Annotated in this window: 16 protein-coding genes; 13 read left to right on the plus strand and 3 right to left on the minus strand. The window is 63.3% G+C overall.

All coding sequences use genetic code 11. From position 1 onward, the window contains the following. Positions 1 to 47 precede the first annotated feature (47 nt). The 3 genes from DV532_RS23550 (at position 48) to DV532_RS23560 (ending at position 4,866) form a co-directional block, all read left to right on the plus strand. On the plus strand, positions 48 to 2,267 hold the full coding sequence (locus DV532_RS23550) for a primosomal protein N' (RefSeq protein ID WP_056794356.1): 2,220 nt from the start codon (positions 48 to 50) through the stop codon (positions 2,265 to 2,267). A 162-nt stretch (positions 2,268 to 2,429) separates the two neighbouring features. After that, positions 2,430 to 4,166, plus strand: a complete 1,737-nt coding sequence (argS, locus tag DV532_RS23555; RefSeq protein ID WP_056794355.1) for an arginine--tRNA ligase — start codon at positions 2,430 to 2,432, stop codon at positions 4,164 to 4,166. A 1-nt stretch (position 4,167) separates the two neighbouring features. Continuing rightward, positions 4,168 to 4,866 (plus strand): SPOR domain-containing protein, encoded by a 699-nt coding sequence (locus DV532_RS23560; RefSeq protein WP_056794354.1) that lies wholly within the window; start codon positions 4,168 to 4,170, stop codon positions 4,864 to 4,866. 83 nt (positions 4,867 to 4,949) lie between these two features. Here DV532_RS23560 and DV532_RS23565 read toward each other — a convergent pair whose 3' ends face one another. Further along, a complete protein-coding gene (locus DV532_RS23565) occupies positions 4,950 to 5,366 on the minus strand; it encodes a TM2 domain-containing protein (RefSeq protein ID WP_056794352.1) in 417 nt (138 codons plus the stop codon). A 166-nt stretch (positions 5,367 to 5,532) separates the two neighbouring features. On the opposite strand from DV532_RS23565, the gene DV532_RS23570 reads away from it, so the two are divergent. Continuing rightward, entirely contained in the window at positions 5,533 to 6,162 is a 630-nt protein-coding gene (locus DV532_RS23570; RefSeq protein WP_056794350.1) for a C40 family peptidase, read from the plus strand. Positions 6,163 to 6,221: 59 nt separating this feature from the next. Here DV532_RS23570 and DV532_RS23575 read toward each other — a convergent pair whose 3' ends face one another. Then, entirely contained in the window at positions 6,222 to 7,220 is a 999-nt protein-coding gene (locus DV532_RS23575; protein WP_056794349.1) for a type IV pilus twitching motility protein PilT, read from the minus strand. 64 nt (positions 7,221 to 7,284) lie between these two features. Between DV532_RS23575 and DV532_RS23580 the strand changes: the two genes are divergently transcribed. The 9 genes from DV532_RS23580 (at position 7,285) to DV532_RS23620 (ending at position 13,843) form a co-directional block, all read left to right on the plus strand. Beyond that, positions 7,285 to 7,971: a YggS family pyridoxal phosphate-dependent enzyme gene (locus DV532_RS23580; protein ID WP_056796622.1), complete on the plus strand. Its 687-nt coding sequence runs from the start codon at positions 7,285 to 7,287 to the stop codon at positions 7,969 to 7,971. A 38-nt stretch (positions 7,972 to 8,009) separates the two neighbouring features. Then, positions 8,010 to 8,828 carry a pyrroline-5-carboxylate reductase gene (gene proC / locus DV532_RS23585; RefSeq protein ID WP_056794347.1) on the plus strand — a complete coding sequence of 273 codons (819 nt, stop codon included), beginning with the start codon at positions 8,010 to 8,012 and terminating at the stop codon, positions 8,826 to 8,828. A gap of 10 nt (positions 8,829 to 8,838) precedes the next feature. Continuing rightward, complete coding sequence (locus DV532_RS23590; RefSeq protein WP_056794345.1) at positions 8,839 to 9,429, plus strand: YggT family protein; 591 nt, start codon at positions 8,839 to 8,841, stop codon at positions 9,427 to 9,429. Positions 9,430 to 9,517: 88 nt separating this feature from the next. Beyond that, entirely contained in the window at positions 9,518 to 10,657 is a 1,140-nt protein-coding gene (locus tag DV532_RS23595) for a homoserine O-acetyltransferase (RefSeq protein ID WP_056794344.1), read from the plus strand. A 7-nt stretch (positions 10,658 to 10,664) separates the two neighbouring features. Then, positions 10,665 to 11,285, plus strand: a complete 621-nt coding sequence (gene metW / locus DV532_RS23600) for a methionine biosynthesis protein MetW (RefSeq protein ID WP_056794342.1) — start codon at positions 10,665 to 10,667, stop codon at positions 11,283 to 11,285. 22 nt (positions 11,286 to 11,307) lie between these two features. After that, entirely contained in the window at positions 11,308 to 11,745 is a 438-nt protein-coding gene (locus DV532_RS23605; RefSeq protein ID WP_056794341.1) for a DUF4426 domain-containing protein, read from the plus strand. Then, positions 11,742 to 12,335 (plus strand): RdgB/HAM1 family non-canonical purine NTP pyrophosphatase, encoded by a 594-nt coding sequence (rdgB, locus tag DV532_RS23610; protein ID WP_056794339.1) that lies wholly within the window; start codon positions 11,742 to 11,744, stop codon positions 12,333 to 12,335. Before DV532_RS23605 ends, rdgB begins: the two co-directional genes overlap by 4 nt. Continuing rightward, positions 12,332 to 13,507, plus strand: a complete 1,176-nt coding sequence (gene hemW, locus DV532_RS23615; protein WP_056794337.1) for a radical SAM family heme chaperone HemW — start codon at positions 12,332 to 12,334, stop codon at positions 13,505 to 13,507. Before rdgB ends, hemW begins: the two co-directional genes overlap by 4 nt. Positions 13,508 to 13,516: 9 nt before the next feature. Beyond that, the gene (locus DV532_RS23620; protein ID WP_056794335.1) at positions 13,517 to 13,843 is read left to right on the plus strand and encodes a DUF3392 domain-containing protein; all 327 of its coding nucleotides are present in this window, start codon (positions 13,517 to 13,519) and stop codon (positions 13,841 to 13,843) included. A 189-nt stretch (positions 13,844 to 14,032) separates the two neighbouring features. On the opposite strand, the gene trmB is transcribed toward DV532_RS23620, so the two are convergent. Further along, positions 14,033 to 14,755 carry a tRNA (guanosine(46)-N7)-methyltransferase TrmB gene (gene trmB / locus DV532_RS23630; RefSeq protein ID WP_056794334.1) on the minus strand — a complete coding sequence of 241 codons (723 nt, stop codon included), beginning with the start codon at positions 14,753 to 14,755 and terminating at the stop codon, positions 14,033 to 14,035. Positions 14,756 to 14,764: the final 9 nt, after the last annotated feature.

Below are 14,764 nucleotides of genomic sequence, written 5' to 3' on the forward strand. Positions count from 1 at the left end.
GTCTGCTAGGCTCGCCAGTCCTTGTAACGCCCTCCGAGACTTTCCGCGTGTCCGACGTCATCCTGCGCCTTGCCCTGCCCTCCCCACTGCGCCGCCTGTTCGACTACAAGGCGCCGGCGAGCATGGCGCGTCAGGCCCTGGCCCCGGGCATGCGCATTCGCGTGCCATTCGGCCGGCGCGAAATGATCGGGGTGCTGGTAGAAGTGTGCGCGCAAAGCGAAGTACCGGCAGACAAGCTCAAACCAGCCAGCGCCCTGCTCGACCCGGTGTCACCGATCCCACCGTCGTTGTTCAAGCTGTGCCTGTGGACTGCCCAGTACTACCAGCACAGCCTGGGCGACACCCTGAGCTGGGCCCTGCCGACGCTACTGCGCCAGGGCGAACCCGCCGAAATGCGCCAGGAGCGCTTTTGGCACGTGGCCCCCGGTGCCCGCCTGGAGGACCCGCGCATCGCCCGCGCACCACGCCAGCGCGACGCCCTCAAAACCCTGGCCCAGCACCCGCACGGCGTCGCCCACAGCCTGCTGGCCAAGCTCAACCTGAACAAGGACAGCCTAGACCTGCTGCTGGCCAAGGACCTGGTGCAGATCGAGGTTCGCCGCCACCTGCCGGCGCTGCGCCACGAACACTGGCTGGCACAGCCGGAACTGCCGCTCAACGAAGAGCAGCGCGACGCCTTTGACGCCGTGCGCGAAGGCTTTGACGGCTTCGGCGCGTTTCTGCTGGCCGGTGTCACCGGCAGCGGCAAGACCGAGGTCTACCTGCAGCTGATCCGCGAAACCTTGGAAGCCGGCAAGCAGGCCTTGGTACTGATCCCGGAAATCAACCTTGGCCCGCAGACCCTGGCGCGCTTCGAGCAACGCTTCAATGCCCGTATTGCCCTGCTGCATTCGGCGGTGAACGACCGCGAACGCTTGGATGCTTGGCTGGCCGCCCGGGACGGCGAGGCTGACATTATCATTGGCACCCGCTCGGCCCTGTTCACGCCGATGAAAAACCCCGGCCTGATCATCATCGACGAGGAGCATGACGGCTCCTATAAACAGCAGGAAGGCTTGCGTTACCACGCCCGCGACCTGGCGCTGGTACGCGCCCACCAGGAAAACATTCCCATTCTGCTCGGGTCTGCCACGCCGTCGCTGGAAACCCTGCACAACGCCCTGACCGGTCGCTACCGCCTGTTGCGCATGAACCAACGCGCTGGCGGGGCCCGCCCACCGCGCATGCTGCGCCTGGATGTGAAGAGCCTGCCGCTGGACAGCGGCATCAGCGGCCCGTTGCAGCAGGCCATCCGCCAAACCTTGGAAGCGGGCCAGCAGGTGCTGGTGTTTCTTAACCGCCGCGGTTTCGCCCCGACCTTGCTGTGCCACGATTGCGGCTGGCTGTCAGAATGCCCACGCTGCGATGCGCGCATGACCGTGCACCAGCGCTCCGGCGTGCTGCGCTGCCACCATTGCGGCTATGACGAGCGCCTGCCGCACCAGTGCCCGCAGTGCAACCACGTCGACCTGCGCCCGGTCGGCGCCGGTACAGAGCGGGCCGAAGAGCGCCTGAAAGTGCTCTTCCCGGATTACCCGATCCTGCGTGTGGACCGTGACAGCACCGCACGCAAGGACGCCATGCACAACCTGTTCAGCACCATCCAGCGCGGCCAACCGAGCATCCTCGTCGGCACCCAGATGCTCGCCAAGGGCCACCACTTCCCAAGGGTGACCCTGGTGGCCATCCTCGATGCCGACGGCGGGTTGTTCTCCGGAGATTTCCGCGCTAGCGAACGCATGGCGCAGCTGATCGTACAAGTCGCCGGGCGTGCCGGGCGCGCCGAAGAGCCTGGCAAAGTCATCATCCAGACCCACCTGGCTGACCACCCACTGCTGGTGCAACTGACCGAACAGGGCTACTTCGCCTTTGCCGAGCAGGCCCTGGACGAACGCCGCGCCGCCGGCTTGCCGCCTTACTCGCACCTGGCCCTGCTGCGCGCCGAAGCACACAAGCCTGGGCAGGCCGAAGGCTTCCTCGACGAAGCCTGTGCCGCCGCCGAGCGCCTGGTGGCCGAACAGCGTCTGCCAGGCATCGAGCTGCTGGGGCCGGTGCCGGCCCCTATGGAACGCCGCGCCGGGCGCTTCCGTGCACAACTGTTGATACAGGCCAATACGCGGGCGCCTTTGCATCGACTGATCAGCGCCTGGTTGCTAGTGTTGGAGCAGATCCCGAGCGGGCGCCAAGTGCGCTGGTCGCTGGATGTCGACCCGGTTGACCTGTACTGAGCTGCAAGTGTGGGCTAACCGTAATCGGCCTTTTCTTGCGGCTTGCGGCTTGTGGCTTGCCGCTCAAAGGTTGGCAACCCGCGCCTAGCCACGGATAATGCCCAGTTTTTCCACCTGCGCATCCAAGCGCTCCACCGCGCTTGCGGTCGAAAAGAGACCCCCATGAAAGACACCATTCGCCAGCTGATCCAGCAAGCCCTCACCCAACTCGTCACCGACGGTGTGCTGCCTGAAGGGCTGTCGCCGGCGATTCAGGTGGAAAACGCCCGAGACAAAACCCACGGCGACTTCGCCAGCAACATCGCCATGATGCTGGCCAAACCGGCCGGCATGAAGCCGCGCGACCTGGCCGAAAAACTGATCAACGCCCTGCCGGTCAGCGCCGACATCAGCAAGGTCGAAATCGCCGGCCCCGGCTTCCTGAACTTCTTCCAGAACACCGACGCCCTGGCCAACCGCCTGGATGCCGCGCTGGCCGACGCCCACCTGGGCGCGCGCAAGGCTGGCCCTGCGCAAAAGGTGGTGATCGACATGTCGGCACCCAACCTGGCCAAGGAGATGCACGTCGGCCACCTGCGCTCCACCATCATCGGTGACAGCGTGGCGCGGGTGCTTGAGTTCCTGGGCGATGACGTGATTCGCCAGAACCACGTGGGCGACTGGGGCACGCAGTTCGGCATGCTGATGGCCTACCTGCAGGAAAACCCGATCACCAGCGACGAACTGTCGGACCTGGAAAACTTCTACCGCGCGGCCAAGAAACGCTTCGACGAGTCTGAAGAGTTTGCTACCCGCGCGCGCGGCCTGGTGGTCAAGCTGCAGGCCGGCGACCCTGACTGCCTGGCCCTGTGGACGCGCTTCAAGGACATCTCGCTGTCGCACTGCCAGAAGACCTACGAGCTGCTCAACGTCAAGCTGACCATGGCCGATGTAATGGGCGAGAGCGCCTATAACGACGACCTGGCCAACGTGGTCGCCGACCTCAAGGCCAAGGGCCTGTTGGTCGAAGACCAGGGCGCCCAGTGCGTCTTCCTGGAAGAGTTCAAGAACAGCGAAGGTGAACCGCTGCCGGTAATTGTGCAGAAGGCCGATGGCGGCTACCTGTACGCCACCACCGACCTGGCGGCCGTGCGCTACCGCAGCAACGTGCTCAAGGCCGATCGCGCCTTGTACTTCGTCGACCAGCGCCAGGCCCTGCACTTCAACCAAGTGTTCGAAGTTGCCCGCCGCGCCGGCTTCGTCGGCCACCCGATGCAGATGGAACACATGGGCTTCGGCACCATGAACGGCGCCGACGGCCGCCCGTTCAAAACCCGTGACGGCGGCACCGTGAAGCTGATCGACCTGCTGACCGAGGCCAAGGAGCGCGCCTACGCGCTGGTCAAGGAAAAGAACCCGGGCCTGGCCGACGAAGATCTGCGTCACATCGGTGAAGTGGTGGGTATCGGCGCAGTGAAATATGCCGACTTGTCCAAGCACCGCACCAGCGACTACAGCTTCAACTTCGAGCTAATGCTCAACTTTGAAGGTAACACCGCGCCTTACCTGCTGTACGCCTATACCCGCGTAGCTGGCGTGTTCCGCAAGCTGGGCAAGGGCTTTGACGAAGTCGACGGCAACATCGTGCTGCAGGCCGCCCACGAGCATGACCTGGCCGCACGCCTGGCGCAGTTTGGCGAAATCCTCAACAACGTCGCCGAAAAAGGCACGCCGCACGTGCTGTGCAGCTACCTGTACGACTTGGCCGGCCTGTTCTCCAGCTTCTACGAGAACTGCCCGATCCTCGCCGCCGAAACCCCGCAGCAGCAGCAAAGCCGCCTGCGCCTGGCGGCCCTGACTGGCCGTACCCTCAAGCAAGGTCTGGAACTGCTCGGCCTGGAAACCCTGGAGCGCATGTAAGTTGGCCGCCAAAAAAAAACCTGCCCCCAAACGCGGCGCCAGCCGCCAAACCGCACCGGCTAAACAGCCGATCCCCGGTTGGGTGTGGCTGGCTGTCGGCCTGACTGTAGGCGCGTTCATCGTCTTCCTGATGAAGCTTGAGCCAGGTGGCGAAGACATCAAGCGCACCAAGCCCGAGCAGCAAAAGCCAGAGAAAGTGGTCGAAGCCAGCAAGTCGACCCAGGCCACCGCGCAGCAACCGGTGAAACCGAAGTACGACTTCTACACCCTGCTGCCGGAGTCCGAAGTGATCGTGCCGCCGGAGGCTGTGCCAGAGAAGACGCCACCGGTCCCGGCCCAGCCGGTGACCCCGGTAACGCCGGCAGAGGCAGCGAAGATCGACACGGCACGGGCACAGGCGGCGCTGCTGGGCCAGACCCCGCCACCGCCACCGCCAGTGATCAAGCCGGCGGCGACGACTCAGTACTTCCTGCAGGCCGGCTCGTTCCGCAAGCAAGCCGATGCCGATAAGGTGCGCGCGCAGATCATCCTGCTGGGCCAGTCGGTGAAGGTGGAGTCGGGCACGGTCAAGGACGAAACCTGGTACCGGGTCTTGGTTGGGCCGTTCAGCAACCGTGAACAGCTGACCAGTGCGCAAAAGCAGCTGGCCGGGGCTGGTTTCAGCAACCTGTTGCTGCAACAGCGGCAGACTCGCCAGTAACAAAAAAGGCCTTGCCGCTTAACTGCGCCAAGGCCTTTTTCATGCACGGTTCCGACCGCTTCGCGGGTTTACCCGCGAAGATTTCAACGCAAAGCATTCCTCTCGGACACCTGGCTGTTCAGCGTCCAGAAGTCATACAGCACCCCCACCAAAAACAGCCCACCAGTAAAGAAGTAAATGATCGCCGTCACCCACTTGCCCTGATACAGCCGGTGCAGGCCAAACACCCCGAGGAAGGTCAGCAAGATCCAGGCGATGTTGTAGTCAACGCGCCCAGACTGAAACCTTAGGTCGGCCTCACGGTCCATGGACGGGATCAGGAACAGGTCGATCAACCAGCCGATGCCTAGCAGGCCCAGGGTAAGGAACCAGATAGTGCCGGTGATGGGCTTGCCGTAATAGAAACGATGCGACCCGGTGAAGCCGAAAATCCACAGCAGGTAGCCAATGGTCTTGCTGTGAGTATCGTGAAACGGCGCCCCCTGTTGATAACTGTTCATTCATAGCCCCCTTGGGTTATCTGAAAATTTTCTAAAAAAAAATGTGACTTTCCTGGCGCAGGCCGACGTATGGCACCCTGCCAGTCGACCAACGGATCAGAAACTGATCAAAAAGCTGTTATAAAGTTGCGCGCCCAACACATAACTATTCATAAGAGCTTCATCTATGCCGCCTTTACTCAAGACATGGCTGACCCTCTGTCTATTATTGCCCCTGGCCGCCCACGCCACCAACCGTGAGCAACGTCTTCCGAATGGTTTTACCGGCTACACCACCAATGCTTCGGTAAAACACGTACCGCTCAAGCAGGCCGCGCTGCGCACCCGCCCGAGCAGTGCTTCCAGCAGCAGCCGCAGCGTGCCGACCGTCGCCATGTCGCCAAAGCAGAGCAGCGATGTACTCAGCCGTGCGGTGAATGTGCTCGGCACCCCTTACGTGTGGGGTGGCAGCAGCCCGAAGAAAGGCTTCGACTGCAGCGGGCTAGTCAAATACGCCTTCAACGACGTCGCCGACGTCGATCTGCCGCGCACCTCCAATGCTATGGCCCAAGGCCACGGTGTGAAGGTGGCCAAGGGTGATTTGAAGCCGGGTGATCTGATCTTCTTCAACATCAAGAGCCGTCGGGTAAACCACGTTGCCATCTACCTGGGCAACGACCGCTTCATCCATGCGCCACGCCGTGGCAAGCGGGTGAGCATCGATACCCTGAGCAAGCCCTACTGGCAGAAACATTACGTCGTAGCCAAACGGGTGCTGCCGAAAGAGCAGCAGCAACTGAGCTTGGCCAAGCGCTAAACAGGTCCGGCCTCTTCGCGGGTAAGCCCGCTCCTACAGCGAAGAGGCCGGCACAGGCACTATAGAGCGTCGATCACCCCTCTCTCGCTCATCCCCCGCAAAGCCCCCTCCATCGTTCGCATTCCTTGCGCACCACCCGCCTGCATCACCGAATACAACTGCGCCATCCGCCCCTCTCGCACCAGGTTACGCACCGCCGGCGTCGCCACCAGCACTTCCCGCGCAGCAACCCGCCCACCGCCCGCGCGTTTGACCAGCACCTGCACCACCACCAGGCGCAACGATTCGGCCAACATCGCCCGCACCAGCGGCTTCTCCTCGGCAGCAAACACCTCTACCAACCGGTCGATGCTGCTCGCCGCCGAACGCGTATGCACGGTCGCCAGCACCAAGTGCCCGGTCTCGGCCGCGCGCAAAGCCAGGCGAATGCTTTCCAGGTCACGCAGTTCGCCAATCATGACCACATCCGGGTCTTGGCGCAGCGCACTGCGCAGCCCTTGGGCAAAGCTGGCGGAGTCGCGGCCCACCTGCCGTTGATTGACCAGGCTGCGCTGGCAGCTGTGGATAACTTCAACAGGGTCTTCAAGGGTGACGATGTGCAGCGCCCGTTCGCGATTCAGTTGGTCGAGCAGCGTCGCCAGGGTGCTGGACTTACCGCTGCCGGTCGGCCCACCCACCAAAATCAAACCATCACTGCATTGAGCAACAGCTTGAAACACATCCTTAAGGTCCAGCTCATCGAGTGTGGCGATGCGCCCTGGGATCAAGCGAAAGGTCACCGCCGGGCCATTCAACTGGCGAAACAGGTTCAGCCGAAAGCGCCCGAGCATGGGTAACTCCAGCGCCAGGTCCAGTTCATCACCCTGGGCCCACTGCTGGCGTTGGTTTTCATCCAGCACAGGCGCCATAGCCTCGATCAAGGCGACCGAACCCACGGTTGGCAGGGCCATGCGCTGCAACTCGCCATCCAGGCGCAACATCGGTACCTGGCCTGCCGCCAGGTGCAGGTCGGAAGCCCCCGCCCCCACGGCCAGGGCCAACAACTCGGTCACATCCATGAGACTCCCCAAAGGCCTTCAAGTAGGTAGAATGCCGCAGACCTACAGCCGCCGGCCTCAGTCCATGTCCACCCTAGCAGACAACCTTTCCGCTATTTCCGCCCGTATCGCCAGCGCTGCCCAGGCTGCCGGGCGTGAACCGGCCAGCGTTCAGTTGCTGGCCGTGAGCAAGACCAAGCCCGCCAGCGCCATCCGCGAGATCCACGCCGCTGGCATGTACCATTTCGGGGAAAACTACCTACAGGAAGCACTGACAAAGCAGCAGTCGCTAAGCGACTTGCCCTTGATCTGGCACTTCATCGGCCCCATTCAGTCGAACAAGACCAAAGCCATCGCCGAGCATTTCGACTGGGTACATTCCGTGGACCGCCTGAAAATCGCCCAACGCCTGTCGGAGCAGCGCCCCGCCGGGCTGGCGCCGCTGAATATCTGCCTGCAAGTGAATGTCAGCGGCGAAGACAGCAAGTCCGGCTGTGCCCCTGCCGACCTGCCGGCCCTGGCGCAAGCAGTCGCCGCGCTGCCCAACCTGCGCCTGCGTGGGCTGATGGCAATCCCCGAGCCCACCGATGACCGCGCAGCCCAAGAAGCCGCCTTCGCTACCCTGCGCCAGTTGCAGGAAGGCCTGGGCCTTGGCCTGGACACCCTGTCGATGGGCATGAGCCACGACCTGGAAGCGGCCATTGCACAGGGAGCGACGTGGGTGCGTATCGGCACCGCCTTGTTCGGCGCCCGCGACTACGGGCACGCCTGATTCCATGCTTTACTCACTCTTTCCCACAAGGACCTGACATGAGCAAGACTCGTATTGCCTTTATTGGCGCCGGCAACATGGCCGCCAGCCTGATCGGCGGTCTGCGCGCCCAGGGCCTGGACGCCTCGCAGATCCGCGCCAGCGACCCGGGCGCCGAGACTCGCACACGCATCCAGGCCGAGCACGGCATCGAAACCTTCGAGAGCAATGCCCAAGCCATCGACGGCGCCGACGTGATCGTGCTGGCGGTCAAGCCACAGGTAATGAAAGCCGTGTGCCAAGCCCTGCAACCGAACCTGCAGGACAGCCAGCTGATCGTGTCCATCGCCGCCGGCATCACCTGTGCCAGCCTGCAAAGCTGGGTGGGCGCTCGCCCGCTGGTGCGCTGCATGCCCAACACCCCGGCGCTGCTGCGCCAAGGCGTGAGTGGCCTGTATGCCACTGCAGAAGTATCCGGCGAACAGCGCCAGCAGGCCGAACAACTGCTGTCGGCCGTGGGCACCGCCCTGTGGCTTGAGCAAGAACAGCAACTGGACGCTGTGACCGCCGTCTCCGGTAGCGGCCCGGCCTACTTCTTCCTGCTGATCGAGGCAATGACCGCGGCTGGCGAAAAACTCGGCCTACCGCGCGAAACCGCCTCACAACTGACCCTGCAAACCGCATTGGGCGCAGCGCGCATGGCCGTGGCCAGCGATGTCGATGCCGCCGAACTGCGCCGTCGCGTCACCTCGCCCGCCGGCACCACCGAGGCGGCGATCAAATCGTTCCAGGCCAGCGGCTTCGAAGCCATCGTCGAGCAGGCGCTGCAGGCTGCCGCCACGCGCTCTGCCGAGCTGGCCGAACAACTGGGCAAATAAGGAGCTTTAGATGAATGCACTGTCCGGCGCCGCGATCTTCGTGGTGCAAACCCTGGTCAGCCTGTACCTGGTGATCGTCCTGCTGCGCTTCGTGCTGCAGTTGGTCAAGGCCAACTTCTACAACCCGCTGTGCCAATTCGCTGTGCGCGCGACCCAGCCGCTGCTCAAGCCAATCCGCCGCGTCATCCCCAGCATCGGTGGCTTGGACACCTCGTCCCTGCTGCTGGCGGTGCTGCTCCAGGCACTGCTGATGGCCTTTGTACTGATGGTCACCTATGGCACGTTCGGTGATGTGCTGCACCTGCTGATGTGGGCGATCATCGGCATCACCTCGCTGTTCCTGAAGATTTTCTGGGTGGCGATGATCGTCATGGTGATCGTTTCCTGGGTTGCGCCCAACAGCCACAACCCGGCAGCCGAGTTGGCGTACCAGATCAGTGAGCCGGTGTTGGCACCGTTCCGTCGCCTCGTGCCCAACTTGGGCGGCATGGACATTTCGCCGATCTTCGCCTTCATCGCGATCCAGGTGCTCCAGTCGTTCGTCATGCCGCCGCTGGCCGCCTACGCCGGCATGCCACAAGAGCTGTGGCGGATGATCTGACCCCGCATGCTTCCAGCGGCAAGCCTTTGCTTGCCGCTGGGGGTAGCGCTCTTTAGACTTACGCCTCCGTCAAGCGTGAGCAGGGTCGATGTCCACTGTCTTTCCCGAAGATTCCGTCGGTCTGGTAGTACCGCAAACCGCCCGGTTCGATGAACCGCTGGCCTTGGCCTGCGGCCGCTCCCTGACCAGTTACGAGCTGGTCTACGAGACCTATGGCACCCTGAATGCCAGCGCGAGCAATGCCGTGCTGATCTGCCATGCCCTGTCCGGCCACCACCATGCCGCTGGCTACCATGCCGCCAGCGACCGCAAGCCGGGTTGGTGGGACAGCTGCATCGGCCCTGGCAAGCCGATCGACACCAACCGCTTCTTCGTGGTCAGCCTGAACAACCTGGGTGGCTGCAATGGCAGCACCGGTCCCAGCAGCATCAACCCGGCCACCGGCAAGCCCTATGGTGCCGACTTCCCGGTGCTGACCGTGGAAGACTGGGTCCACAGCCAGGTGCGCCTGGCCGAGCGCCTGGGCATCCAGCAGTGGGCCGCCGTGGTCGGCGGCAGCCTGGGCGGCATGCAGGCGCTGCAATGGACCATCAGCTACCCAGAGCGCGTGCGCCATTGCGTCGACATCGCCTCGGCGCCCAAGCTGTCGGCACAGAACATCGCTTTCAACGAAGTAGCGCGTCAAGCCATCCTTACCGACCCCGAGTTCCATGGCGGCTCGTTCCAGGACCAAGGTGTGATCCCCAAACGCGGCCTGATGCTGGCGCGCATGGTCGGCCACATTACCTACCTGTCCGACGACTCGATGGGCGAAAAATTCGGCCGTGAGCTCAAGAGCGACAAGCTCAACTACGACTTCCACAGCGTCGAATTCCAAGTCGAGAGCTACCTGCGCTACCAGGGCGAGGAATTCTCCGGCCGTTTCGACGCCAACACCTACCTGCTGATGACCAAGGCGCTGGATTACTTCGACCCGGCCGCAGCCCAAGGCGGCGACCTGGCGGCCACCCTGGCCCACGTCAAGGCAGACTACTGCATCATGTCGTTCACCACCGACTGGCGCTTCTCCCCGGCCCGTTCGCGGGAGATCGTCGACGCCCTGATGGCCGCGCGCAAGAACGTCTGTTACCTGGAGATCGACTCGCCTTACGGGCACGATGCCTTCCTGATCCCCACACCTCGCTACATGCAGGGTTTCTCGAACTACATGAACCGCATTGCCATCTGAGGACAGCATGAGAGCCGACCTGGAAATCATCCACGAGTGGATCCCTGCCGGCAGCCGGGTACTCGACCTGGGCTGCGGTAGCGGCGAACTGCTGGCCTCGCTACGTGACCGCAAGCAGGTCACCGGCTATGGCCTGGAGATCGACGCCGACAACATCGCCGCCTGCGTAGCCAAAGGCGTGAACGTCATCGAGCAGGACTTGGACAAAGGCCTGGGCAACTTCGCCAGCAATAGTTTCGATGTGGTGATCATGACTCAGGCCCTGCAGGCCGTGGAGTACCCCGACCGCATTCTCGACGAGATGCTGCGCGTGGGCCGCCAGTGCATCATCACCTTCCCCAACTTCGGTCATTGGCGCTGCCGCTGGTACCTGGCGACCAAGGGCCGCATGCCGGTGTCGGACTTCATGCCGTACACCTGGTACAACACGCCGAACATCCACTTCTGCACCTTTGCCGACTTTGAAGAGTTGGTGCACGAGCGCAAGGCCAAGGTGCTTGACCGCCTGGCGGTCGACCACCTACACCGTAACGGGTGGGGTGGCCGGCTTTGGCCTAATCTTCTAGGTGAGATCGGCATCTATCGCGTCAGCAGCCCGGGCCTGCCAGAGCATCAGCTCGCAGTCTGACGCCCACCGGAGGAGTTACCCCATGCGTCGCCTAGCCCTGTTCCTGATCAGCCTGTGCCTGGCCCTACCAGTACTGGCTGCCGATGCCGCCCGCCCCGAGCGCAAGGAAGTGTTTGGCGACGTGACGGTGCACTACAGCGCGTTCACTTCGAGCATGCTCACGCCCGAGGTGGCCGCAGCCACCGGCCTGGTGCGCAGCAAGAACCAGGGCGTGCTCAACATTGCCGTGCTCAAGGCCAACAAACCCACCACGGCGCTGGTCAGCGGCACGGTCAAGGACCTGACGGGGCGCAGCAGCCCGCTGTCGTTCAAGCAGATCACCGAACAGGGCGCGGTGTACTACATTGCCCAGTTCAAGATCGACCAGCCAGAGACCGTCACCTTCGACCTGAACATCGAAACCGGCGGCGTCAGCAACTCCCTCAGCTTCAATCAGGAAGTGTTCCCAGGCGACTTATGAATTTTCAGCAACTCGTATTGGCCAGCCACAACGCTGGCAAACTCAAGGAACTCCAGGCCATGCTCGGAGCGTCGGTGCAGTTGCGCTCGATTGGCGAGTTCAGCCAGGTCGAGCCGGAAGAAACCGGCTTGTCGTTCGTCGAGAACGCCATCCTCAAGGCGCGTAACGCCGCACGCATTTCCGGCCTGCCGGCCTTGGCCGACGATTCGGGCCTGGCCGTTGATTTCCTCGGCGGCGCGCCGGGTATCTATTCGGCGCGCTATGCCGACGGCAAGGGTGATGCGGCGAACAACGCCAAGCTGCTCGAAGCCCTGAAAGACGTGCCTGAAGCCGAGCGCGGCGCGCAGTTCGTTTGCGTATTGGCGCTGGTGCGCCATGCCGACGACCCGTTGCCGATCCTGTGCGAAGGCCTGTGGCACGGGCGCATCCTGTTCGCGGCCAGCGGCGAACACGGCTTTGGCTACGACCCGTTGTTCTGGGTACCGGAGCGCAACTGCTCCAGCGCCGACCTGGCCCCTGTGGACAAGAACCAGCTCAGCCACCGCGCCCGCGCCATGGCCCTGCTGCGCCAACGTTTGGGCCTGGCATGATCGAAACGTTGTCCGCTCCCGGTGTGGTGGCTTTTACCAGCCTGCCGCCGCTGGCGCTGTATATCCACATCCCGTGGTGCGTGCGCAAATGCCCCTACTGCGACTTCAACTCCCACGCTGCCGGGCCTGAACTGCCGGAAGACGCCTACGTCGCGGCCCTACTGACCGACCTCGACCAGGAACTGGCCGCCGTACAAGGCCGCATCATCAGCTCGATTTTCTTCGGCGGCGGCACGCCCAGCCTGTTCAGTGCCGCAGCCCTGGGCCGCCTGCTGCGCGGCGTGGAGCAACGCATAGCGTTCGCGCCAGACATCGAGATCACCCTGGAGGCCAACCCGGGTACGTTCGAGCAAGACAAGTTCAAGGCCTACCGGCAGACCGGTATCAACCGCCTGTCCATTGGTGTGCAAAGCTTCCAACCCGCCAAACTGCAGGCGCTGGGGCGCATCCATAATGGTGACGAAGCGGTCCGCGCCGCGGGCATGGCACGTGCCGCCGGTTTCGACAACTTCAACATGGACCTGATGCACGGCCTGCCCGACCAGTCGCTGGACGATGCACTTGGCGACCTGCGCCAGGCCATCGACCTGGGCCCCACCCACCTGTCGTGGTACCAGCTCACCGTGGAGCCGAACACGGTGTTCTGGAACCAGCCACCCGAGCTGCCTGAAGACGACATCCTCTGGGACATCCAGGAAGCTGGCCAGGCGCTGATGGCCGAACACGGCTTCCGCCAGTACGAGGTCTCGGCCTATGCCCAGGCAGGCCGCGCCGCACAGCACAACCTCAACTACTGGCGCTTTGGCGACTTCATCGGCATCGGCGCCGGTGCCCACGGCAAGCTGACCTTCGCCGACGGTCGCATCCTGCGCACCTGGAAGACCCGGCTGCCCAAGGACTACCTGAACCTGGCCAAGCCGTTCAAGGCCGGTGAAAAGCTGCTGCCGGTCGACGAACTGCCGTTCGAATTCTTGATGAACGCGCTGCGCCTGACCGATGGGGTGGAAGCCGAACTGTTCTCGCAGCGCACCGGTTTACCGCTGGAGCAGCTGCGTGAAGCACGCCGTGCGGCCGAACAAAAGGGCCTTTTGCAGGTCGAACCGGATCGACTGGTGGCCACGCCAAGGGGCCAGTTGTTCCTCAATGACCTGCTGCAGTACTTCTTGACCTAAGGATGACCCATGGACCTGGTACTTGATCTGCTTGCGACGGTTTCCCGCTGGAGCCGCAGCAACCTGTCAGAGATTTCACTGGCCTTGATAGGCTGCCTGCTGGTGCTGTTCGGCGCCGATGTCAAAGCCTGGGCCGAGCAACGCCTGGGCGGCCTAGCAGGCGCACTGCGCGTGCCGTTCATGGCCTTGATGGTGATGATCGGCAGCGGGGCAGCGTTGATCTATGCCACGCCGTGGGTAGTGAAGGGATTGAGCCAATTCAACAACTACGCGCTGGCGCCAGTGTTGCTGGTGGTGCTGGTGATAATTGGCGTGGTGGCTGACCGCCGAGGGTGATCGTCGTAGCAGCGGGCTTGCCCGCGAAGCAGGCATCGCGGTGGCCGGCACGGGCTTCGCCCGTGTTCGCGGGCAAGCCCGCTCCTACAATGGTTGCGCAAGCTCGCATAAAAAAACCGCCCTTTCCAAGGCGGTTTTTTTTGCCGGCATTTCTGCAAGCTCAGCGTATCGAAAGGCCGTATCAGCCGATCAATCCACCTTCTCGAACTTCAAGTCCCACACGCCATGCCCAAGCCGCTCGCCGCGGCGTTCGAACTTGGTGATCGGGCGCTCTTGCGGGCGTGGCACGTAGGTACCGTCAGCTGCACGGTTGCGATAGCCCGGGGCAGCGCTCATCACTTCCAGCATGTACTCGGCATACGGCTCCCAGTCGGTGGCCATATGGAACACGCCACCGGGCTTGAGCTTGCGGCGCACCAGCTCGGCGAACTCCAGCTGGACGATGCGGCGCTTGTGGTGACGCGCCTTGTGCCACGGGTCGGGGAAAAACAGCATCAAGCGGTCGAGGCTGTTGTCCGCGACGCAGCGGTTCAGTACTTCGATGGCATCGCAGTCGTACACCCGCAGGTTCTTCAGCCCCTGGGTCAGTACGCCGTTGAGCAACGCGCCAACACCCGGGCGGTGTACTTCCACGCCGATAAAGTCCTGCTCAGGCGCGGCAGCGGCCATTTCCAGCAGGGAATGGCCCATGCCGAAGCCGATCTCCAGGGTGCGTGGCGCCGAACGGCCGAACACTTGGTCGTAGTCCACCGGGCTATCAGCCAGTGGCAGGACAAACAGCGGGCCGCCCTGGTCCAGGCCGCGTTGCTGGCCTTCGGTCATGCGCCCGGCGCGCATCACGAAGCTTTTGATGCGGCGGTGTGGGCGCTGGTCGCCGTCGGCGGAGATCGGCGTATCTTGCGAGTCAGTCATCTAGGGCTC

Source organism: Pseudomonas sp. Leaf58 (assembly GCF_003627215.1).
Classification (GTDB): Bacteria; Pseudomonadota; Gammaproteobacteria; order Pseudomonadales; family Pseudomonadaceae; genus Aquipseudomonas.

Excerpts from the sequence above, each read along its gene's own strand:
- argS (WP_056794355.1), top strand. The coding sequence starts at position 2,430 with ATGAAAGACACCATTCGCCAGCTGATCCAGCAAGCCCTCACCCAACTC.
- DV532_RS23565 (WP_056794352.1), bottom strand. The coding sequence starts at position 5,366 with ATGAACAGTTATCAACAGGGGGCGCCGTTTCACGATACTCACAGCAAG.
- DV532_RS23570 (WP_056794350.1), top strand. The coding sequence starts at position 5,533 with ATGCCGCCTTTACTCAAGACATGGCTGACCCTCTGTCTATTATTGCCC.
- DV532_RS23575 (WP_056794349.1), bottom strand. The coding sequence starts at position 7,220 with ATGGATGTGACCGAGTTGTTGGCCCTGGCCGTGGGGGCGGGGGCTTCC.
- DV532_RS23580 (WP_056796622.1), top strand. The coding sequence starts at position 7,285 with ATGTCCACCCTAGCAGACAACCTTTCCGCTATTTCCGCCCGTATCGCC.
- proC (WP_056794347.1), top strand. The coding sequence starts at position 8,010 with ATGAGCAAGACTCGTATTGCCTTTATTGGCGCCGGCAACATGGCCGCC.
- DV532_RS23590 (WP_056794345.1), top strand. The coding sequence starts at position 8,839 with ATGAATGCACTGTCCGGCGCCGCGATCTTCGTGGTGCAAACCCTGGTC.
- DV532_RS23595 (WP_056794344.1), top strand. The coding sequence starts at position 9,518 with ATGTCCACTGTCTTTCCCGAAGATTCCGTCGGTCTGGTAGTACCGCAA.
- metW (WP_056794342.1), top strand. The coding sequence starts at position 10,665 with ATGAGAGCCGACCTGGAAATCATCCACGAGTGGATCCCTGCCGGCAGC.
- DV532_RS23605 (WP_056794341.1), top strand. The coding sequence starts at position 11,308 with ATGCGTCGCCTAGCCCTGTTCCTGATCAGCCTGTGCCTGGCCCTACCA.
- rdgB (WP_056794339.1), top strand. The coding sequence starts at position 11,742 with ATGAATTTTCAGCAACTCGTATTGGCCAGCCACAACGCTGGCAAACTC.
- hemW (WP_056794337.1), top strand. The coding sequence starts at position 12,332 with ATGATCGAAACGTTGTCCGCTCCCGGTGTGGTGGCTTTTACCAGCCTG.
- DV532_RS23620 (WP_056794335.1), top strand. The coding sequence starts at position 13,517 with ATGGACCTGGTACTTGATCTGCTTGCGACGGTTTCCCGCTGGAGCCGC.
- trmB (WP_056794334.1), bottom strand. The coding sequence starts at position 14,755 with ATGACTGACTCGCAAGATACGCCGATCTCCGCCGACGGCGACCAGCGC.